This is a genomic window from Geobacter sp. 60473, from assembly GCF_036323535.1.
In the GTDB taxonomy this organism is placed as follows: Bacteria; Desulfobacterota; Desulfuromonadia; order Geobacterales; family Geobacteraceae; genus Geobacter; species Geobacter sulfurreducens.
This window is the reverse complement of sequence record NZ_AP028967.1, coordinates 1,179,779-1,200,511: the sequence shown is the minus strand read 5'-3', so window position 1 is coordinate 1,200,511 and position 20,733 is coordinate 1,179,779. Positions and strand designations below refer to the sequence as shown.

Annotated in this window: 15 protein-coding genes and 1 tRNA gene; 5 read left to right on the top strand and 11 right to left on the bottom strand. The window is 58.1% G+C overall.

The window, feature by feature from the left end; translation table 11 throughout:
* Positions 1 to 2 precede the first annotated feature (2 nt).
* The 7 genes from purF to AABA48_RS05390 all read right to left on the bottom strand — a co-directional run bounded on the left by purF (position 3) and on the right by AABA48_RS05390 (position 10,877).
* Positions 3 to 1,403, bottom strand: a complete 1,401-nt coding sequence (purF, locus tag AABA48_RS05420; protein WP_286349756.1) for an amidophosphoribosyltransferase — start codon at positions 1,401 to 1,403, stop codon at positions 3 to 5.
* A 36-nt stretch (positions 1,404 to 1,439) separates the two neighbouring features.
* Positions 1,440 to 2,267 (bottom strand): phosphoribosylformylglycinamidine synthase subunit PurQ, encoded by an 828-nt coding sequence (locus tag AABA48_RS05415; protein WP_254278541.1) that lies wholly within the window; start codon positions 2,265 to 2,267, stop codon positions 1,440 to 1,442.
* Positions 2,268 to 2,270: 3 nt separating this feature from the next.
* Entirely contained in the window at positions 2,271 to 5,261 is a 2,991-nt protein-coding gene (locus AABA48_RS05410) for a phosphoribosylformylglycinamidine synthase subunit PurS (protein ID WP_286349757.1), read from the bottom strand.
* Complete coding sequence (locus AABA48_RS05405; RefSeq protein WP_286349758.1) at positions 5,262 to 6,356, bottom strand: mechanosensitive ion channel family protein; 1,095 nt, start codon at positions 6,354 to 6,356, stop codon at positions 5,262 to 5,264.
* The gene (gene purB / locus AABA48_RS05400; protein WP_286349759.1) at positions 6,349 to 7,644 is read right to left on the bottom strand and encodes an adenylosuccinate lyase; all 1,296 of its coding nucleotides are present in this window, start codon (positions 7,642 to 7,644) and stop codon (positions 6,349 to 6,351) included. Before purB ends, AABA48_RS05405 begins: the two co-directional genes overlap by 8 nt.
* Positions 7,645 to 7,877: 233 nt before the next feature.
* Entirely contained in the window at positions 7,878 to 8,648 is a 771-nt protein-coding gene (locus tag AABA48_RS05395; protein ID WP_286349760.1) for an MBL fold metallo-hydrolase, read from the bottom strand.
* Positions 8,649 to 8,804: 156 nt separating this feature from the next.
* A complete protein-coding gene (locus tag AABA48_RS05390) occupies positions 8,805 to 10,877 on the bottom strand; it encodes an ATP-binding protein (RefSeq protein ID WP_286349761.1) in 2,073 nt (690 codons plus the stop codon).
* Positions 10,878 to 11,108: 231 nt separating this feature from the next.
* On the opposite strand from AABA48_RS05390, the gene gap reads away from it, so the two are divergent.
* The 5 genes from gap (at position 11,109) to AABA48_RS05365 (ending at position 14,833) form a co-directional block, all read left to right on the top strand.
* Entirely contained in the window at positions 11,109 to 12,110 is a 1,002-nt protein-coding gene (gene gap, locus AABA48_RS05385; protein WP_010942274.1) for a type I glyceraldehyde-3-phosphate dehydrogenase, read from the top strand.
* A gap of 110 nt (positions 12,111 to 12,220) precedes the next feature.
* Entirely contained in the window at positions 12,221 to 13,417 is a 1,197-nt protein-coding gene (gene pgk, locus AABA48_RS05380; RefSeq protein WP_286349762.1) for a phosphoglycerate kinase, read from the top strand.
* Positions 13,418 to 13,428: 11 nt separating this feature from the next.
* The gene (gene tpiA, locus AABA48_RS05375; RefSeq protein ID WP_010942272.1) at positions 13,429 to 14,184 is read left to right on the top strand and encodes a triose-phosphate isomerase; all 756 of its coding nucleotides are present in this window, start codon (positions 13,429 to 13,431) and stop codon (positions 14,182 to 14,184) included.
* Positions 14,185 to 14,271: 87 nt separating this feature from the next.
* Positions 14,272 to 14,640 (top strand): preprotein translocase subunit SecG, encoded by a 369-nt coding sequence (gene secG, locus AABA48_RS05370; protein WP_010942271.1) that lies wholly within the window; start codon positions 14,272 to 14,274, stop codon positions 14,638 to 14,640.
* A 106-nt stretch (positions 14,641 to 14,746) separates the two neighbouring features.
* Positions 14,747 to 14,833: transfer RNA gene (locus AABA48_RS05365), tRNA-Leu, on the top strand.
* 145 nt (positions 14,834 to 14,978) lie between these two features.
* On the opposite strand, the gene AABA48_RS05360 is transcribed toward AABA48_RS05365, so the two are convergent.
* The 4 genes from AABA48_RS05360 to AABA48_RS05345 all read right to left on the bottom strand — a co-directional run bounded on the left by AABA48_RS05360 (position 14,979) and on the right by AABA48_RS05345 (position 20,552).
* The gene (locus AABA48_RS05360) at positions 14,979 to 15,704 is read right to left on the bottom strand and encodes a FadR/GntR family transcriptional regulator (RefSeq protein ID WP_010942270.1); all 726 of its coding nucleotides are present in this window, start codon (positions 15,702 to 15,704) and stop codon (positions 14,979 to 14,981) included.
* 170 nt (positions 15,705 to 15,874) lie between these two features.
* A complete protein-coding gene (locus AABA48_RS05355) occupies positions 15,875 to 17,125 on the bottom strand; it encodes a (Fe-S)-binding protein (protein WP_010942269.1) in 1,251 nt (416 codons plus the stop codon).
* Between the two features lie 10 nt (positions 17,126 to 17,135).
* Entirely contained in the window at positions 17,136 to 18,509 is a 1,374-nt protein-coding gene (locus tag AABA48_RS05350) for an FAD-binding oxidoreductase (protein ID WP_286349763.1), read from the bottom strand.
* Between the two features lie 93 nt (positions 18,510 to 18,602).
* The gene (locus AABA48_RS05345; protein ID WP_286349764.1) at positions 18,603 to 20,552 is read right to left on the bottom strand and encodes an L-lactate permease; all 1,950 of its coding nucleotides are present in this window, start codon (positions 20,550 to 20,552) and stop codon (positions 18,603 to 18,605) included.
* Between the last annotated feature and the right edge of the window lie 181 nt (positions 20,553 to 20,733).

Sequence of the window (20,733 nt, the reverse complement as noted above, 5' to 3'; positions counted from 1 at the left end):
TTTCAGAAAAGGTCCAGTTGGGGTTCGGCCATGAGGCGCGGGAATGTAATCGGGTAGCCGCCGGAGAAACAGGCCTTGCAGAAGGGGTTGCTGCCGGCGCCCACGGCCTGGAGCAGCCCTTCCTCCGAAAGGTAGCCCAGCGAATCGGCGGTTATGTACTTGCGGATTTCCTCGATGGTGTGTGACGAGGAGATGAGTTCTTTGCGGGTGGGGGTGTCGATGCCGTAGTAACAGGGATAGCTCGTGGGAGGCGATGAGATGCGAACGTGAACCTCGGATGCGCCGGCGTTGCGTACCATTTTCACGATCTTGCGGGAAGTGGTGCCGCGGACGATGGAATCATCGATGATCACCACCCTCTTCCCCTTGAGAACCTCCCGCACCGGGTTGAGCTTGATCTTCACGCCGAAATGCCGGATCGACTGCTGTGGCTCGATGAAGGTGCGCCCCACGTAGTGGTTGCGGATCAACCCCAACTCGAAAGGAAGGCCCGCCTCCTGGGCATAGCCCAGGGCCGCGGGGACCCCCGAATCGGGAACCGGGATAACGATATCGGCATCGATGCCGTGCTCGCGACAGAGCTGGCGCCCGAACTCCTTGCGGACCTGGTAGACGTTCTTGCCGAAGATGTAGGAATCGGGGCGGGCAAAGTAGACGAACTCGAAGATGCAGGGTGCCGGCTCGATCTTCTTGTGGGGGAAATGGGAGGTGAGCCCGTCCTTGGTAATGACCACGATCTCGCCCGGCTCGATTTCACGGACAAACTCGGCCTCGATCAGGTCAAGGGCACAGCTTTCGGACGCAACCACCCAGGCATCGCCGAGCCTGCCGAGACAGAGGGGGCGGAAACCGTGGGGGTCACGGGCCGCCACCATGCGGGTCTCCGTGAGAAACAGAAGACAGTAGGCACCCTTGATCCGGCCGAGGGTATCGATGATCCGATCCTCCAGGGAACTATGCTTTGAGGTGGCCAGCAGGTGGAGAATCACCTCCGTGTCCATGGTGGTCTGGAAAATGGAACCCCAGGCCTCCAACTCGTCCTTGATGTACTGGGCGTTTACCAGGTTGCCGTTGTGGGCAATGGCAATGGAGCCCCGGGAGTAGTCGACCTTGATGGGCTGCACGTTCTTGAGGACCGAGTCGCCGGTGGTGGAGTAGCGCACGTGCCCGATGGCGGATTCACCGGGAAGATTGCCGAAGATTTCCTGATTGCCGAAGACATCCGCCACAAGCCCCATGCTCCGGTGGGTGTAGAGGCTGCGGCCGTCCGAGGAGACGATGCCGCAGGCTTCCTGTCCCCGGTGCTGAAGGGCGTAAAGGCCCAGGTACGTCAGATTGGCCGCCTCAGGGTGGCCGTAGATACCGAAAATGCCGCACTCTTCCGTTGGTCTGTAGAGCTTCATCATCTCTCCAAAATGGTGTGGGCGGGAAACCGCCCCCTACAGCAGGTTTGCCTTCGCGTAGTCGGCCGCGTTGCGGAACAGGACGAGTCCATCTCCCTCTTCGGGAAGGTCCTCGCGGGTCCAGCGGGGATGATTGGTCCGGTGGAGGAACGCCTCGGGGTGGGGCATCATGCCCATGAGCCGGCCGGATTCGTTGCAGACGGCAGCGATGGCGTTGACCGACCCGTTGGGGTTCAATGGAAACTCCATGGTGGGTGCCGAATATGTTTCGTCGGAATAGGTGAAGACCGCCAGGTGCTTCGCTTCAATAGCGGCAAGAGTTGCCGGGCTGTCCACCACGAACTTCCCTTCACCGTGACGTATCGGCAGATAGAGCCCCGTCTCCACCCCTTTCGTGTAAATTGACGGCGATGCCTGATCGACCTTCAGGTACACCCAGCGATCCTGGAACCTGCCGCAGGCATTGAAGGTGAGTGTTGCCGTCTGGGCCAGATAGGCACCGTCCACGGCAGGCAGCAGCCCCATTTTGGTCATGAGCTGGAACCCGTTGCATACACCGAGGATCAGCTTGCCCGCGTCAATGAAGCGCATGATCTGGTCGATCAGGTGCTCTTCCAGGTCGTCGACCCGGGCATATCTGAAACGGTTTGCCTGGGCCTTGGCACTCCCCAGGTCGTCCCCGTCCAGGAACCCGCCGGTAAGATTGAGAAAGTGGAAATCGTCGAGCCGGATCTCACCGGTGAGAATATCGGATATGTGGGCAATGACGGTCTCATCGAAGCCGCCCAGGCGGCAGGCGTGAGCCGCCTCCATTTCGCAGTTTGTGCCGTTGCCGGTTATAACTATCGCTCGTGCCTTTGCCATTGATTACAGCTCCCTCAGCGGGCTCTGCCACGCTTGCTTGAGTTCGTCGATCCCCGCGTCGATGATCCTGGTGCCCGAAAGACCGGCAACCGTCACCCTCCCCTCTTCCGTTACCACCCCGATGGAGGAGAAGCAATTCCCCGCCATGACCGACTCGAAAGCCTCCCGATTCTCGGAACGGACCGTGACGAGGTGACGCGACGCAGACTCTGAGAACAGGAGAGCTGCATCGCCTTTCAGGGCTTCGTCACCGCTCCAGAGGACCCGCGACAGTTCAGCGACAATGCCGAATCCGCCGGCAAAAGCCGTTTCGGCCAAGGCCACGGCGAGCCCGCCATCGGAAAGGTCGTGGCACGAAGCAACCAGACCCTGGCTGATGGCCCGGTGCAGGGCCCGGTAGCGCGGCAGCGCCTTGGCGGTGTTCACCTGCGGCACGCTGTTACCCACTAATCCCTTGAGGGCCAGGTACTCGGAGCCTCCCAGTTCATAGCCGGTCTTGCCCAGGAGGTAGACGATGTCGCCCGGACGCTTGGCGTCCATGGTGACCGCCGTACGGACGTCGTCGATCTTGCCGATGACTGAGAACAAAAGGGTCGGCGGGATGGAAATCTTCACGTTGCCGTCCCAGAAGTCGTTCTTCATGGAATCCTTGCCCGAGATGAGGGGGATGCCGAAGGCGACGCAATAGTCGTAGAGGGCCTTGTTTGAGCGAACCAGTTGGGCCATCTTGTACTCGCCGTCAGGGGTCTTGTCGGACTGGACCGGGTCACACCAGCAGAAGTTGTCGAGCCCCGCCACGAGATCCAGGGAGCCGCCCACGGCCACATAGTTGCGCAGGGCCTCATCAATGGCGTTGGCGGTCATGTGATAGGCATCGATGTCGCTGTACCGCGGGCAGATCCCGTGGCTCACCACGACCCCCTCGAAGGAGTCGAGCACCGGCCGGATCACCGCCGCATCCGAGGGACCGTCGTTGGCAACGCCCGTGAACGGTTTCACCACGCTCCCCCCCTGCACCTCGTGGTCGTAGCGCCGGACCACCGACTCCTTGGAGCAGATATTGAGCGAACCGAGCAGTTGCTTCAGGTCGGCCGCGTAGTCTTGCTTCACCTCCAGCGCCGGCTCTTCGTGGCGCTTCACTTCCCAGACCCCCCGCATCTGCATGGGGGGTAGTCCACCGTGGAGAAAGTCCATGGGAAGATACGCGATGGTTCTGTCCCCGTACATGATATGGAAGTAGCCGGAATCCGTGAACTCACCGAGGATGGTTGCCTCCACACCGAAACGGCGGGCCATGGCTATGAACTCGTCGATGTGCTCGGGCGGAACAGCGAGGCTCATCCGCTCCTGGGCCTCTGAGATCAGGATCTCCCAGGGATCGAGACCCGGATACTTGAGAGGTGCTTTGGACAGATCCATACGGCAGCCGCCGCACTCGCCCGACATCTCACCGATAGACGAGGAGAGTCCGCCGGCACCGTTGTCGGTGATAAAGTTGTAGAGCCCCTTGTCCCGTGCCCGGATAAGGAAATCGGTCATCCGCTTCTGGGTGATGGGATCGCCGATCTGCACCGCCGTCACCGGAGAACCTTCGTGGAGTTCTTCGGATGAGAAGGTTGCGCCGTGGATGCCGTCCTTGCCGATGCGGCCGCCGGTCATGACGATCAGGTCGCCGGGGTGGATGAACTTCTCGTGGGCCGGAGCTCCGTTGATGGTGGCAGGCATGAGCCCTGCCGTACCGCAGAAGACCAGGGGCTTGCCGGCAAAGCGGTCGTCAAAGACAAGGGAGCCGTTCACCGTGGGGATGCCGCTCTTGTTGCCGCCGTGCTCCACCCCTTCCACAACGCCCTCATAGATGCGGCGCGGGTGCAGCAGCCGGCTCGGGAGGGGCTTGTCGTAGAACGGCGACGCAAAGCAGAACACATCGGTATTAAAGATGAGCTTGGACCCCTTGCCGGTGCCGAAGGGGTCCCGGTTCACGCCGACAATGCCGGTGAGCGCCCCGCCATAGGGGTCCAGCGCCGACGGCGAATTGTGGGTCTCCACCTTGAACACCAGGGACCAGTCGTCGTTCCAGCGGATAACCCCGGCATTGTCCTTGAAGACCGAGAGGCAGAAATCGCGCTCGCCGAGCTGTTCGCGCACCGTCTTGGTGGTCCCCTGAATAAAGGTCTTGAACAGAGAACGAATCTCCTCGCGATTTCCGTTTTCGTCGATATATTCAATATTTCCGGAGAATATCTTATGTTTGCAGTGCTCCGACCAGGTCTGGGCAAGGGCCTCCAATTCCGCGTCGGTGGGCTTGGCCGCAAGTCCGACCTTGGACCGTTCCGCTATGACTGCCGGATTGCGGTAGTGGGCCTGGATCACCTTCATTTCGTCCAGCGTGAGGGCAAGGACCCCTTCACGGCTGATCCTCATCAGTTCGTCGTCGGAAACGTTCAGGTCGATCTCCCGAACCTGGGCGCGGGTCTCTCCCGTCACCTTGGGAACAACGACTGCAACCCCGCCGGCAGCGGCGAATTCCGCCCGATCCAGAATGATGTAGCGCTGGATGAGCGTGTTGCAGAGGAGATCGCGGGCAATCCGTTCCACATCGGTCCGCGACAGGGCTCCGGAAAGCAGGTACTGCACCGAGGTGTAGACCCCCTCTCCTGCTGCAAAGGGACGTCCGGTGATATATTCGATGGCCTCCCTGGCCGTGCGGCCCACGTTGTCGGTAACGCCGGGTCGGAACCCGACCTCCACCAGGTAGTCGAACCCGTCGGCAAGAGGCCGGTCCAGGCTCCAGGTCTGGATGACCGGGTCGCTGAACGGCTCAGAGGCGGCTTTCACCAGCTCTTCCTGTGAAATTCCGGCATCCACCGTATAGACGTCGATGGTTCGCACCTCTTCCACCGGCAGGTGGAGAAAATGCTCAATCTCTCGCCGAACCCGCTCACCGCGGGCATCACGAACTCCCTCTTTCAGGGCGACTTCGATTCGTTGCGCCATTTATTGTTCCTTTTCCATGATAACCGTCCGTATTGGATAGGGAATGGTGATCCCTTCCTCGCGGAACCGTGCGATGATCCGCTCATTGATTTTATCGGTGGTGGCGAAGACGGAAGCGTACTCATCCACCCAGAAGAAGAGTGACATGGTGAGGGCACTGTCGCCAAAAGACACGAAAAACGCTTCAGGTGCCGGATCCCGCAGCACCTGCGGGATCTCCAGGGACGTTTCCACCAGAAGCGACTTGGCCCGTTCGACATTGCTGTCATAGGAGATGCCGATGTTGATCCGCCCCTTGGCGCGCACATCGGGAAACGCCAGATTAATGATGGTGGTGTTGCAGAGCTCTGAATTGGGGATGATAAGCAGGGTATTGTCCACGGTCTTGATCTTAGTGGTCCTCAGCCCGATATCAGCCACGTCGCCCCATTGGCCAGAGGCAAGCTGAATCCGGTCGCCGATGCGGAAGGGACGGTCAACCATAAGCGTGAAACCGGAGATCATGTTTGCCAGCGTTTCCTTTGCCGCCATACCGATGGCAAGGGAGCCGATTCCCAGTGCCGTCACCACCGAGAGGATGTCGTAATTGAAATGCCTGAGCACCACCATCAGGGCGATACCTGCCAGGAAGATGGTGATGAGCTTTTCCAGCGGAGGTATGATCTGCCGATCGACTCCTTCGCCGTGGCGCTCTGCGAGACGGTTGCCGTACCACGCAAGGAGCTCGTTGATACCGCGCCAGGCGATATTGGTAACGATGATAACGTTAACGATGAATATGGCCCCTGCGGTGAGTACGTGTGCCTTATCGGGAAACGGCAGCGACTTGACTGCATAGTAAAGTCCGGCAAGAACCACCAGCAGGCATGCCGGCGGCGTCACACGAGCCAGAATCCGGTCGTCCAGATCAGTGCTCGTGAACGCGGTAAAGCGTGGAACCCACTTGGTGAGCAGGGTCCGGAGAACAAGCGACAGCCCCCAGAAAACGCTGAAGATGATCAGGGCTACGAGTATCTCTTTCAGCCAGAAGAGCAGCAGGTGATCCCCTGCCTCCAACCGGTAGAAGCTGCTGAGGAAACCCACGATGTCAGCCACCGAAAACCCTCGTAAAGATGGTGTTCACATGCTTCAGATGGTAGTTCAGGTCAAAGGCCTCGCGAATTTCATCCTCGGGAAGGAAACCACGAACCTCATTGTCTGCCAGGAGCTCCTCCTGGAAATCCTTGCCCTGTTCCCACACCTTCATGGCGTTGCGCTGGACCAGTTCATAAGCCTTCTCGCGGGATGCACCGGCAGTGGCCAGTTTAAGGAGCACCCGTTGGGAGAAGATGAGGCCGCGCATGAGGTTCAGGTTCCGCATCATGTTCTCGGGATAGACCACGAGATTGTCGATGAGTCCGATGGCCCGGTTGAGCATGAAATCGAGACAGATGGTGGCGTCCGGGCCGATGACCCGCTCAACGGACGAGTGGGAGATATCCCGCTCGTGCCAGAGGGGCACGTTTTCGAGGGCAGATACCGCGTAGCCCCGCATGAGCCGTGCAAGGCCGGTCAGGTTCTCCGAAAGGACGGGATTGCGCTTGTGGGGCATGGCCGACGACCCCTTTTGCCCCTTGCTGAAAAACTCCTCGGCCTCAAGCACTTCGGTTCGCTGGAGATGACGGATTTCCACGGCGAACTTCTCGATGGAGGCGGCGATGATCGCCAGGGTGGAGAAGAACTCCGCGTGGCGGTCCCGCTGGATCACCTGGGTCGAGCAGGGAGCAGGCTTGAGCCCTGCCTTGGCGCAGACATATTCCTCCACCTGCGGATCGATATTGGCAAAGGTGCCGACCGCGCCGGATATCTTGCCGTAGGCAACGGTTTCCCGGGCAGCCTCCATCCGGCGGAGATTGCGCTTCATCTCGTCGTACCAGAGGGCCATCTTGATGCCGAAGGTGACCGGTTCGGCATGAATGCCGTGGGAACGCCCCATCATCGGCGTATCCTTGTGTTCGTAGGCGCGGCGCTTGATGACCTCCATGAGGCGTTTGATGTCATCGATGATGAGATCGGAGGCCTCGGCCAGCAGCATGGCGAAGGAGGTATCGAGCACGTCCGACGAGGTGAGTCCCAAGTGGACAAAGCGTGAATCATCTCCGATGTAGTCGGCAACGGAGGTGAGAAAGGCGATGACGTCATGCTTCACCGTCCGCTCGATCTCATCAATGCGGTCTACGTCGAAATCAGCCTTTGCCTTGATGCGCTCCACCGCGTCACGGGGCACGTTGCCCAGGTCAGCGTGGGCCTCGCAGGCGTAAATCTCGATGTCGAGCCACTTCTGGTAACGATTGCGCGGTTCCCAGATACGGGCCATTTCGGGACGGCTGTAACGTTCGATCACGGGCGGGTCCTTCCTTTCGTTCAGCAATAATGTATGTGCAGCCCCTGACAGGCGTAGGAACACACGAAGTGTCCATCCTGCGCGGGTCGGTCAGCAGACTGTTGAAAAATCATGCAAGGTCGGTGTTCGGTGTACCGTTCGTTCCATAATTCATACGCACCGGCTGGTAGACAGAATCTTCTACTCACGTACGCCGTTCATCCCGGTCTCCTCATGACGCATGCAACAGCCTGTCAGATGTTCAAAAGCTCGCTGGGCCGATACTGATCGCCCACAACGAGGCGTGGAGAGCAGATGTTTTGCCCGGCCAGGAAACTGGCGGTCACTTGGCGGGCCATGACGGGATCGTTGTTTACCTCCGAGAGGTGGGCAAGAAAAAGTCCCTCCAGTCCGGGGTTGATCACCTCGGCCAGGAGGGCCGCTGTATCGTTGTTGGATAGATGTCCGTGACGGGACTTGATCCGCTGTTTCAAGTGCCAGGGATAGGGACCGTCCATCAGCATCCCTTCATCGTGATTCGACTCCACAACCAAAGCCCGGCAGCCTGCAAGCTTGTCAGCCACGAGTCGGGTTGCGGTCCCCAGATCGGTGGCAATCCCCACCTTGCCCTCCCTGCTCTCGACGGTGAAGCCCACAGGATCGCAGGCGTCGTGGGTTATACGGAAGGGGTCAACGAGTAGGTCGCGAAACGTAAAGGAGTAGCCCGACTCGAACTCAGTCACGTCGACTCCATGGATCTGGCCGCTGATCTCCCGGTGTGTCGGATAGCTCACGTGAACCGGTATCCGGCACTTCCTGGCCAGAACTCCGGCCCCCCGTACATGGTCCGTATGCTCGTGACTGATGAACAGTGCATCAAGATGGGCGGCTTCAACCCCGATGAGGGAAAGCCTGCGGACCAGTTCTCGGGCCGAGAGGCCCGCATCGATGAGAATCCTGCTCTCGCCGGTCTCGATGAACAGGGAATTGCCTTTGCTCCCGCTGGCGAGGAGACAAACCCTCACACACCCTCCATTCATGGCCTTTGGTACTACCGGCAAGCGAACAGCTCAACCTATCTTATATACAGGAAACAGGGGGAATGATTCAAGGTGAAAGGCGGAAAAATTTTTTAACGGGCAACGGCTGCCGGATACCGGCTCCGGTCAGAGTCGCGAAGGTCACTCAAGCAGATTGAGGTAATCAATGCTTCCATCTCCGGTGATGGGATTCAGAGGCAGCACAATGTGAAAGGTTGAGCCGGGAAATTGCTCGGGGTTGTAGCCGGGTGACTCGACCCATATCTCGCCGCCGTGCATCTCGACTATTCCCTTGGCAATGGAAAGCCCCAGACCCGCGCCGCGCGCCTTGAATGCCACCTTGCCCGAACTGTGCTCTTCAATGTTTCCAACCTCGTAGAATTTGTCGAATATCCGGAGCTGGTCATCCATGTCGATACCGATGCCGGTATCTGTGATGGTGATTTCGACGTAAAGATGCTGTTCCTTGCCGATATTGACCAACGGCTTGACCAGCTCCGGAATCGGCGCCTGCTTGGAGCGAAGCAGGTACTTGGTCCGGGTGGAAACAGTGATCCGGCCGCCATCGGGAGTAAACTTGATGGCGTTGCCGATGACGTTAGACATGAGCTGCATGAGTCGCACAGGGTCTCCCTTGATCCGGGGGACCGTCTCATCCAGTTCACCGACCAGCTTCTGCTTGCGCATTGAGACGAAAAAGCGGAGCTCGTTCATGGAGTCCTCGACCAGCCGGTTCACATCGACATCGTCGAGCTTGAGCCGGAGCCGTCTTTCGTCGATCATCGAAATGTCGACCATATCCTTGACGATATTGTCGAGCCGAGCAGCAGCATTAGAGATGTTCTGCACCATGTCGATCACATTCCGGTCGACCTTGCCGCTCATATCGGAAAGGATCAGCTCCGCATACCCCATGATCACGGTGAGTGGCGTTTTGAGCTCGTGGGAGGCTATCCCCAGGAATGAGTCCTTCATCTTATTGAGGCGGGCCAGGTCAGTGGCGCTTTTTTCCAGGTTGAAAAGGATCTCCCGCTCACGGGTTACGTCACGGATGATGGCTTGAATGAGGCGCTCGGAGCCAATGGTAACGGTGTTGGCGTGAATGAGTCCCACAATCTGTTCACCTTCCACTCGCGAGAAGCGGATCTCCTCCGCCACATGCCTCCCCTTCCCCACCTCTTGGAAAAAATTGTAGACAATGGGGATATTGTGGGTTTTAACCAGGACAAGCATCCTGCTCAGGGGCAGACCGACGACTTCCTCTGAGCTGTGGCCGAAAAATTCCTCCGCCATCTTATTCACCATCTTGACGATCTCGTTCTCATCCACGACAACGATGGCGTCACTGGCGTCTTCCAGCAGAGATTTGTACAGCTCCTCGCTCTTCTCCAGTTCGAGACTAAGGCTTTCCAGCTTGAGGTATGACGAATGGAGATCGTTGTGGATATTCTCAAGCTCCTGGTAGTTGTGCTTGATCTCCTCCTCGCGGTTTCCCAGGGCCTCTGACATGACGTTCACATTACGGGCCAGCTCGTTGAACTCATATACGGACAGCTCGTCGATCCGGTGATCGAAGTTCCCTTCAGTGATCTTTTTCACCCCGCCCAACAGGGCGGAAATGGGCTGAACAATGCTTTTCTTGACAAAAATAACCACCAGAGAGAAAGAGATCAGAAAAAAGAGTCCGAGCACCATCACGGAACGGAGGATGATCCCCTCAACCTTCTGATCCACCACCTTTTGCGAGAAACCGATGTGGATGAGCGCCACCTGCTTGCCATCCGATGAACGGACCGGCGTCACCGTATCGTAATAGGCTCCATCCTCCCCGATCAGATGGATACTCTGGTCTAGTCGGGTGGTAAAAGCCTTCTTGATGATGTCGAAGCGTAGGGAGCGATAGACGGGATCGTTGAGAAACAGAACTGAACTTTCGCTGTCCGTAATGACGCAATAGGCGATTTCGGGGCTGGAGTTGACCAGATCCCGACATTTTTCGCTCAGGCCCTCGATGTCCCTAATGTCGATGCCGAGACCGACAACCTTCTCGATACTCCCGCGCAAGGAAGTTCCGAGGCTTTGCGATCGCAGGATCAGCGCCTGAATATAGTCACGCCTGAACCCCACGACATCCATGCCCGAGTTGGCGGCAATCGTGAGAAACAGAATGATGAATGAAAAAAGGATTATTCGCTTTTCAAGGGTATTTTTCATGGAACCGTATGAACAAGGACGGAGAAAGCGATCGTTCTTGACGGGCTTATAGTAGCACAACTTTCATAACCTTCTCATCTTTTTTATACAAGAGGCTGTCCCGTCCAATGCAGCGAGGGAACGGCTCTGGCGGTACAAAACGGTTGACGCTCGGCCCGCAACTCTATATGATTGTGAGGTTTGTATACTAAAGGCTCGCCGAGCTCTCACATCACGCGACAGGAGGATTCAATGGCTCTCAGAGTTGCAATCAACGGTTTCGGCAGGATCGGACGCTCCGTGCTCCGCGCGGCTGCCAAGGAGAAGGGTATTGAGATTGTTGCCATCAACGACCTCACCGACGCCAAGACCCTGGCTCACCTTCTTAAATACGATTCGGTCCACGGTCCGTTCCCCGGCAAGGTTGAGGTGGGCGATGGCGCAATCGTCGTGAACGGCAAGCCCATCACCATCATCGCCGAGAGAAACCCCGAACTTCTTCCGTGGAAAAAGATGAAGATCGACGTGGTCCTGGAAGCGACAGGCCTGTTCACAGCACGTGAAAAAGCCGAACTCCACCTGAAGGCCGGCGCCAAGAAGGTCATCATCTCGGCTCCTGCCACCAACGAAGACATCACCATCGTCATGGGGGTCAACCACGACGCCTATGATCCGAAGAAACACAATATCATCTCCAACGCATCCTGCACCACGAACTGCCTCGCCCCCGTGGCAAAGGTTCTCCATGAAACCTTCGGCATCGAAAAAGGACTGGTCACCACGGTTCACTCCTACACCAACGACCAGCAGATTCTCGATCTCCCTCACAAGGACCTGCGTCGCGCCCGGGCCGCGGCCATGTCCATGATCCCGACCACCACCGGTGCTGCCAAGGCGGTCTCCCTCGTTCTTCCGGAACTGAAAGGGAAACTGGACGGCATGGCCATCCGCGTACCGACCCCCAACGTCTCGGTGGTCGACCTCGTGGTCACACTCAAGAAGAAGACTGATGCCGAAAAAGTGAACGCAGCTCTCAAGAAAGCCGCCAAAGGGAGCCTCAAGGGAATCCTCAGGTTCGAGGAAGAGCCCCTGGTCTCCATCGACTTCAACGGCACCACCCACTCCTCCATCGTTGACGCACTGAGCACCAAGGTCATTGACGGCACCATGGTAAAGGTCCTTTCGTGGTATGACAATGAAACCGGTTTCTCCAACCGGGTCGTGGACCTGATGAAGCTCATCGCGTCCAAGTAAATCGGATTCACACGAAAAGGGGGGGGCTCAATCCCCCCTTTTCTTTTACCCGCCAGTCGAACCGACCCTGCCCCCCTGCATTACTGACAACTATCTACCGGGAGGAAACCATGGCAATCCGCTATATTGACGAACTACCTGAACTGAAAGACAAAAAGGTCTTCATCAGAGTCGACTTCAACGTTCCTTTAGACGAACATCAGAACATCACTGAAGACACGCGCATCAGGGCTGTCCTCCCTACGATCAACTTTGCCCTCGATGCCGGCGCGAAAGTGGTCCTCGCCTCTCACCTGGGACGCCCAAAGGGAGAGCGCAAGCCCAAGTATTCCATGACCCCGGCGGCAAAGCGTCTCTCGCGGCTCCTGGGCAAAGAGGTACTCTTGGCGCCCGACTGCATCGGCGGCGAAGTACGGCAGATGATCGACGCCATGAAATCCGGCGACATCATCATGCTGGAAAACGTGCGTTTCTATGAAGGCGAGGAGAAAAACGACGAAAACTTTGCCCGTGAACTGGCCAACGGCTGCGAGATCTACGTGAACGATGCCTTTGCCGTCTCGCACCGGGCTCATGCGTCGGTTGAAGCGATAACAAAGTTCTTTCAAGTAGTTGCGGCCGGGTTTCTCATGAAGAACGAGATGAATTACTTCGAAAAGGCGATGCAAAAGCCGATTCGCCCCTTGGTCGCTATCTTGGGCGGGGCCAAAGTCTCGGGCAAACTGGAAGTTCTCGAAAGCCTTCTCAACAAGGTGGACAAAATCATCATCGGCGGCGGCATGGCATTCACCTTTCTGAAGGCCCTCGGCTACAACGTAGGCAAGTCGCTGGTGGAGGAGGACCTGATCGAAACGGCCCGCTCAACCTACGCTAAAGCCCGTGAAAAGGGGATCAAGTTCTACCTCCCCGTTGATTGCGTGGCTGCCGATCGGTTCAACCCCGAGGCCGAGACCAAGGTAACCACCATACAGGAGATCCCCGAAGAGTGGATGGCGCTAGATATCGGCCCTGCCACGGTTGCCCTCTTCACCGAGGCACTCCAGAGCGCCAAGACCATCATCTGGAACGGCCCCATGGGGGTTTTCGAGATGGATGCCTTCTCCCGCGGCACCTTTGCCATGGTGACTGCCGTGGCCAACTCCTACGCCCTTACCATAGTCGGCGGGGGCGACACTGACTCGGCGGTCCACCGCGCCGGCGAATATGCCAAGATCAGTTACATCTCCACCGGCGGCGGCGCCTTCCTTGAGCTCCTCGAAGGCAAGAAACTTCCCGGCATCAAGGTGCTGGAAGAAAACGGAAAATAGGAGGAGCGGCCATGAGAACACCTGTCATTGCAGGAAACTGGAAGCTGTTCAAAAAACGCGCCGAAGCCCGTGAGTTGGTCAATGGACTTGTTTCCCTGGTGAAGGACGTCCAAGGGGTCGAAATCGTCGTAGCTCCGGTCTTCACCGTCCTGGCCGCCGTAAAGGGCGCCCTGGACGGCTCAGCCATCAAGCTCGCCGGCCAGGATTGCTTCTGGGAAGAGGAAGGGGCTTACACCGGCGAGATTTCCCCTGGCATGCTCGTGGATGCCGGATGCAGCCACGTCATTATCGGCCATTCGGAGCGCCGCCAGTATTTCGGCGAAACAGACGAAACCGTGAATCGTAAGATCAAGGCCGCCCTCAAAGCAGGACTCGCGGCCATTGCCTGCATCGGAGAATCCCTGGCAGAGCGCGAAGCAGGCACGACGTTCGACGTGCTGCGGACGCAGCTGAACGGCGGACTGGCCGGGCTATCCGCCGACGACCTCAAAGACGTCATCATCGCCTATGAGCCGGTATGGGCCATAGGCACCGGAAAAACCGCCACGGACGCCCAAGCCCAGGAGGCTCACGCCTTCATCAGAGGGGTGGTGTCCGAACTTCTCGGCAAACCGGCAGCAGAGGCGGTTCGCATCCTTTACGGGGGCAGCGTAAAGCCAGAGAACATCAAGGGGCTCATGACCCAACCCGATATCGACGGCGCCCTGGTGGGAGGAGCCAGCCTCAAGGCGGACTCTTTTGCGGCGATTGCCTCGTTCAGCATGTAAACACGAAAGAACGCCAAGTTAGGACTTGGCTTTTCAACTAACCTGTGGTATGGATTGCAGGTTACTACATACAGTGGAGTTGGCATTATGATGATCTTTTTGACGTTTCTTCACATTCTCGTCTGTCTTGCACTTATCGGAATCGTTTTGCTCCAGTCTGGCAAGGGAGCCGAAATGGGCGCATCGTTCGGTGCGGGCGGCAGCCAGTCGGTCTTCGGTGCCAGCGGGGGAACAACCTTCCTTAGCAAGCTCACCACTGCCGCGGCCATCATATTCATGCTGACATCCCTTACCCTCGCGTATCTGTCCGGACGTGCGGAAACCTCGTCCATCATGCCCGCCAAAGGCGTGTCGGCTCCGGCTCCCAAACCGGCTGCACCGCCGGCACAACCTCAACAGACCCAGCCGGCTCCCGCGCAACCGGCGGTACCGGCACCGGCAGCACCTGCAAAATAGGAATTTTTAAAAAAAGCAGTTGACACCCAGGTAAAGATAATGCTAAAAAGTGAGTTCTTGATGACGAAGCACCAGATATCATCACTGTTTAGACAATAGAAGGTTTGCGGTAGTGGCGGAATTGGTAGACGCACCAGCTTGAGGGGCTGGCGGGGGTTACCCCGTGATGGTTCGAGTCCATTCTACCGCACCAACATTGAAGGCCCATCTACTGATGGGCCTTTTCTTTTACCTAACGCTCACCACTTATACGCCGATACTTACCCACACAAACAAATAAGGGGCGCGCCACATGAAACGGCGCGCCCCTTATTTGTTTGTTAAAGCCGGAAAAGTTATCAACGGTCCTGGCGGGACTGGTTTACATAGATACTGCTCCGCTTCTCGGCGAATGTCAGATGGCCGAGCATGGCGTTGCGGGCACGCTCGCAATCTTTGTCGCGTATCGCCTCGAAGATGGCTTTATGATGAGCAAAGAGCGTCCTGTGGTCCTCTTCGGTAAGGTAAACGGCCCGCCAGACACTGCGCTGGAACTCCTTCATGGCCTCGAAAATAGTCTGCATCAGGTGGAGCCAGACCACATTGTGGGTTGAACGGGCAATCACAATGTGGAAATTGGCATCCAAATCCTCGGAAGGCTTGAGACCGTTAAGGTTTGCCTCCATATTCCAGACGATTCCTTCAAGTTTACGGACATCATCGGGTAGCGCACGCTGGGCGGCATAATAGGCAGTCCATGCCTCCATGCATTTGCGGACTTCGATGACATCCAGCGCCCTCTCCTGCTCGACCTTGATAATCTCGGACAGAGGCGGCCCAGACGCGGCATCCATGAGGGATTTGACGATAGTCCCGCCCCCTTGGTACGACTCCACAAGACCTGCTGCAGCCAGAATATTGAGGGCTTCGCGGACCGACGGACGCGAAACGCCGAACATCTCTGCCAGCTCACGCTCAGGTGGAAGCTTTTCCCCTGGGGTGAATTCGCCGGCAAGAATGGAGCTGCGGATCTGCTCGGCGATTTGGGTTGATATTTTTTTGGGCTTGATCGGCTTGAAGTTCATGGCGGGCTTCCGGATGAGACATTAATCATATGACCGGATATGAATACACCATAGCTCAACCGAAGGCAATCAGTATTATCCTGAGCAAGCGGTCAGAGGAGCATTCAAACGTACTGGTGTAGCAGGACATCCGGGGGCGAACAACTGCCCCCGAATCGGCTGGTGACTGTTCAGAGTAATGGGGGCAAGAGGCTTGCTGCAAGCACCTCAGTGACATGCAGTACCCGGATGGGCGGCGTCTCCTGGGCCAAGGCCTTACGAAGCTGGAGAAGACAGCCGGGGTTGGCAGTGACGAGAACGTCGGCCCCAGTGGCCTTGATGTTCTCCACCTTGCGGCGCAGCACGCGGTCGGACATCTCCGGCTTCTCGATGTTGTACGTACCACCACTGCCGCAGCAGGCATCGGCCTCGGGAAGCTCGCGGAAATCGAGCTCCGGCACGATCCTGAGCAGCGTGCGGGGCTCCTGGCGTATCCCCTGACAGTGGGCGATGTGACAGGGATCGTGGTAAGTCACCTTGAGCGACAGAGGGTTAAGCTTCGCCTTCAGCTCGTCGGCGTGAAGGGCCAGGACCTGCGTGATGTCGCGCACCTGGGCACTGAAGGTCGCGGCCCGGCTGTCATCTTCCAGGTGATGGCCGTATTTCTTGAGCTCGGCTCCGCAACCACCGCAGTCGGTGACAATGAAATCAAGCCTATGGCCGGCAAAGAGATCCACATTGAACCGCGCCGCATCCAGAAGCCCCTCCCGATCGCCCGACAGCATGTTGGGGGCGCCGCAACACTTTTGGGCCTTCGGCGTGACGACGCGATAGCCAAGCGATGAGAGGAGCTTCACCGTTGCATAGCTTGCCTCGGAAAAGACCAGGCTCATGACACAGCCGAGAAAAAAGCCGATTGTTCCGCGCTCCGGTCCCACCGCCGGGGTCACCTCGTCGATGGTCTGGCGCAGGGGCTTGACCGGAAGCTCCGGCAGGAGTCCTTCCATCCGCTCAAGGGTTGGGGGAAACATCTTTAGGATGCCGAGTTTGCGGACAACCTTCTGAAGGCCTGTCCGCTGATAGAGGCGCATGGGGGCCGTTGCGGCCTCAAGCCGGTCGGGATGCGGCAAAAGCCTTCTGAGGATGAGGTTTTCCATCGTCGACAGCTCTTTCCCGTCCCTGCGTTCGCACCTGTAGCCAGCCACCATCTCGCCGGCATTTACCCCACAGGGGCAGGCCGAGGCGCATGCCTGACAGTCGAGACACAGCGAGAGGTATTCCAGCAGCCGCTCGCTCACCTCGAGATCGCCCTCCTCGATCTTGCGCATGAGCGCCACCCGCCCCCGGGGAGAGGCGGTTTCCAGAAATGTCTCCTTGTATGTGGGGCACTGGGGCAGACACATGCCGCAGCGCATGCAGTTGATCAATTTTACGTATTCCATCGAATACTCCCTAGAACACCTTCCCCGGATTCAGGATTCCCGCCGGATCGAATGCCTGCTTGATCCCCTGCATCACCCGTATCCCGGACTCTCCCACAAGCCGCGGGAGATACTTTTTCTTGGAAAGCCCCACGCCATGCTCGCCGGTGATAGTTCCCCCCATGGCGAGGGCCGTATCAAAGATTTCCTCGAACGCCTTGTGAGCCCGGGCGATCTCATCCTTATCCCGCTCGTCGGTGAGGCAAGTGGGATGAAGGTTGCCGTCGCCGGCATGGCCGAAGGTGCCGATGGTGAGATTGTACTTCCGGGCCGTGTCCTGGATGAACTTGACCATGGGGGCAATGCAGCTCCGGGGGACAGTGGCGTCCTCAAGGATAGTGGTGGGCTTGACCCGGGCCAGGGACGAAAGGGCCACCCGCCGGGCAGTAGCGAGCTTGAGAGCCTCGTCGGCGTCGGCCGCGGTCTGGAACGACGAACAATGGTGCTCGGCGCAGATCCGCCGGACCGCGACTGCGTCTTCCTCCACCTGGGCCGGATGACCGTCCACTTCGATGAGGAGCACGGCCTCCACATCCAGGGGCAGGCCCACCTTGGCGTAATCCTCGATACACTTGACCGTGACCCGGTCCATGAACTCAAGTGTGGCCGGAATGACCCGGGCGGCCACGATATGGGAGACTGCCAGGGCCGCGTTTTCCAGCACCGGGAAATGGACGAGCATCGTCTTCTTGGCTTGGGGCTTGGGAATCAGTTTAACAGTCACTTCGGTGAAGAGCCCGAGGGTCCCCTCGGAAGAGACGAGGAGCTGGTTCAGGTTATAGCCGGCAACGTCCTTTACGGCTTTGCCGCCGGTCCGCAGGAGGCTGCCGTCGGGTAGAGCGGTGTGGAGCCCCATGACATAGTCGGCAGTGACTCCGTATTTGAGGCCCCGCAAGCCACCGGCGTTTTCGGCCACGTTGCCGCCGATCGTAGAGATGTTCATACTGCCAGGATCGGGCGGATAGAAGAGGCCCTTCGCTTCAACGGCCCGGTGCAGTGCGCTGGTTACAACACCGGGCTGGACAGTGGCGGTCAGGTTTTCCTCGTCGATTTCAACGATGCTGTTCAGCCGGCTCGTCTGAATGACGACCCCTTCGGGGCGGCCCAGAGAGCCTCCGGACAGATTGGTTCCGGAGCCGCGAGGAGTCACGGGGACCCCTGCGGCATGGCAGCGGGCCATAATCCGGCAGATCTCCTCCTCGTTGGCGGGAAGGACCACCGCTCCGGGCCGGCTTTCATACTCAGGCGTTGAATCATAGCCGTAACAGGCGAGACTTTCCTTGTCGGAGAGGGTGTGTTCCTCGCCGACTATGTTCTTCAGTTCGCTGATAAATGAAACGTCCATATATGCTCTCCCGATGCAAGGTTACCCAGCAATGAAACGTGTCTCCCGAGCGGTCAGTTCTTCATTGCTTCACAAGACTGACAGCAGAGGATACTAGGGTATCATCCACTGAAGCACATACGCCTGCAAGTAGACGATTATCCCGACCAGGATCGTAAGGAAAATCGAATGCTTGAGGGTAAACCTGAAGAGTGTCCCCTCCTCCCCTACCATGCCTGTTGCCGCGGTTGCCACGGCCAGGGACTGGGGCGAGATCATCTTGCCCATGACACCGCCGCTGGTGTTGGCTGCGCCGGTGAGGATCGGGCTTATGCCGAGCTGCTCGGCAGTGGCTTTCTGCAGACCGCCGAAAAGCACGTTTGACGAAGTGTCCGAACCGGTTAGAAACACGCCAAGCCAACCGAGGAACGGTGCGATGAAGGGGAACCAATGACCGGTTTTGGTGAAGATGAGGCCGAGGCAATTGGTCATACCAGACGCGTTCATGACATAGGCGAGGCCAAGGACCGAGGCAACGGTGAGAGCCGGGAAGCGCATGTCGTAGAGGGTCTTGCCGAGAATCCTGAAGGTGTCGCCAAAGCCCACCCCGCAGATCAGAGCGGAAAGGAAGGCGGCGATCAGAATGGCGGTGCCGGCGGCAGACATGAAGTTGAATTTGTATTTTGCGGCTACCTTGAGCGGGAGATGATCGGCCAGGGCCTTGTCAAGAGGCTTGAACTGACTGGCGGGAACAACTGCGGTCTTGACGAGCTCCTTGCAGAGCTTCTGGGTCTCGGCCATCTTTTTGGACACGATATCACAGGCCTTGAGCCGTTCATCGGTAAGAACAGCTCCCTGCCCCACGAGCCCCTGCTCCACCGCGGCGAGCTGGGTTTCGAACTCCTTGAGCTCCAAAAGCTTGGCAGCGATGGCGGCCTGCTTCGGATCGGCCGGCGAGAGCAGGGTCAACTGACGATCGATCTCGGCGGAAGCGGCAGCTATTTTAGTGAGGGTATCTTCGGGCTTGGCCACCTTTTTGACGATCATGTTGTGGAGCCCCTTCACCTCGATCTCCACAGTGCTCTTTTCCAAGACGGTCTTGATCGAAGGAATACCCCAAAGAAGTACCATCACGGTGAGCGCAAGATAGGGAGACCAGGCACGGAGCACCTCGCCAGCCGTGTAATGGTGTTCGGTCGCGCCGGTGACGGGAGCCTCGTGGGCGAAGGTGTAGATGGTCTTGGGCTGCCATACCCGCAACAGGAGGACGAGAGCGATGATAGAGGCCAGCGAAGCGGTGACATCCGGCAGATAGGGGCCAAGGTAGGTGGCGGTAGCCCACTGGCTCAGAGCGAATGTAACGCCACAGACGATGATGGCGGGAAGGATCTCGATGGTTTTTTTCCAGCCGACCATGATCATGATGACGTAGAAGGGAATAATGACGGAGATGAATGGCAGCTGGCGGCCAACCATGGTGGAAAGCTTCATCATGCCGTCATCACCGTACCCCATGACCCCGGCCAGGGCAACAATCGGAATACCGATGGCGCCGAAGGCGACCGGCGCGGTATTGGCCACCAGGCAGACACCGGCGGCATAGAGGGGCTGAAAGCCGAGACCCGCCAGGGTTGCACCCGCGATTGCCACGGGCGTGCCGAACCCGGCGGCACCCTCGATGAACGCCCCGAAACAGAATGCGATGAGCAGTGCCTGGAGGCGCCGGTCGGCAGTCACCCCGGCCAGTGATGCCCGGATGATTTCGAATTGCCCTCCCTTAACCGTGATATTGTAAAGAAATATAGTGGTTATAACGATATAGAAGACCGGGAAGAGGCCAAAGGCAGCCCCCTGGGCAGTAGCAAGCCCCGCCAGCTTGGCAGGCATCTCCCAGACGGTGATGGCGATGAGCATGGCTGAAGCAAGTGCCAAGAGCCCCGCCTTATGGGCTTTCATCTTGAGCAGGGCGAGACAGACGAAGATGACAACGAGGGGGATGGCTGCCACGAGGGCAGACAACCCGAGGTTCCCGGCGACCGGCGTGTACACTTGAATCCATGGCATTTGAATACTCTCCTTTCACTGCGCCTTCAGGGGTATGATGCGTGGGAAGAGCCTGCCATCCATTGGCCGCCGGACTCATCCACCCAAAAAAATAAAATAAAGTTCTGTTTATTTGTCATACCAACTATCAAATTCACCGCAACACTGTCAAGGCAAATTTAAGACACATATATATACGCTT

Bases quoted from the DNA above. Each gene is read 5' to 3' on its own strand.
- AABA48_RS05360 (WP_010942270.1), bottom strand. From the start codon at position 15,704: ATGAACTTCAAGCCGATCAAGCCCAAAAAAATATCAACCCAAATCGCC.
- pgk (WP_286349762.1), top strand. From the start codon at position 12,221: ATGGCAATCCGCTATATTGACGAACTACCTGAACTGAAAGACAAAAAG.
- tpiA (WP_010942272.1), top strand. From the start codon at position 13,429: ATGAGAACACCTGTCATTGCAGGAAACTGGAAGCTGTTCAAAAAACGC.
- secG (WP_010942271.1), top strand. From the start codon at position 14,272: ATGATGATCTTTTTGACGTTTCTTCACATTCTCGTCTGTCTTGCACTT.
- AABA48_RS05390 (WP_286349761.1), bottom strand. From the start codon at position 10,877: ATGAAAAATACCCTTGAAAAGCGAATAATCCTTTTTTCATTCATCATT.
- AABA48_RS05350 (WP_286349763.1), bottom strand. From the start codon at position 18,509: ATGGACGTTTCATTTATCAGCGAACTGAAGAACATAGTCGGCGAGGAA.
- AABA48_RS05410 (WP_286349757.1), bottom strand. From the start codon at position 5,261: ATGGCGCAACGAATCGAAGTCGCCCTGAAAGAGGGAGTTCGTGATGCC.
- purF (WP_286349756.1), bottom strand. From the start codon at position 1,403: ATGAAGCTCTACAGACCAACGGAAGAGTGCGGCATTTTCGGTATCTAC.
- AABA48_RS05355 (WP_010942269.1), bottom strand. From the start codon at position 17,125: ATGGAATACGTAAAATTGATCAACTGCATGCGCTGCGGCATGTGTCTG.
- AABA48_RS05345 (WP_286349764.1), bottom strand. From the start codon at position 20,552: ATGCCATGGATTCAAGTGTACACGCCGGTCGCCGGGAACCTCGGGTTG.
- AABA48_RS05415 (WP_254278541.1), bottom strand. From the start codon at position 2,267: ATGGCAAAGGCACGAGCGATAGTTATAACCGGCAACGGCACAAACTGC.
- gap (WP_010942274.1), top strand. From the start codon at position 11,109: ATGGCTCTCAGAGTTGCAATCAACGGTTTCGGCAGGATCGGACGCTCC.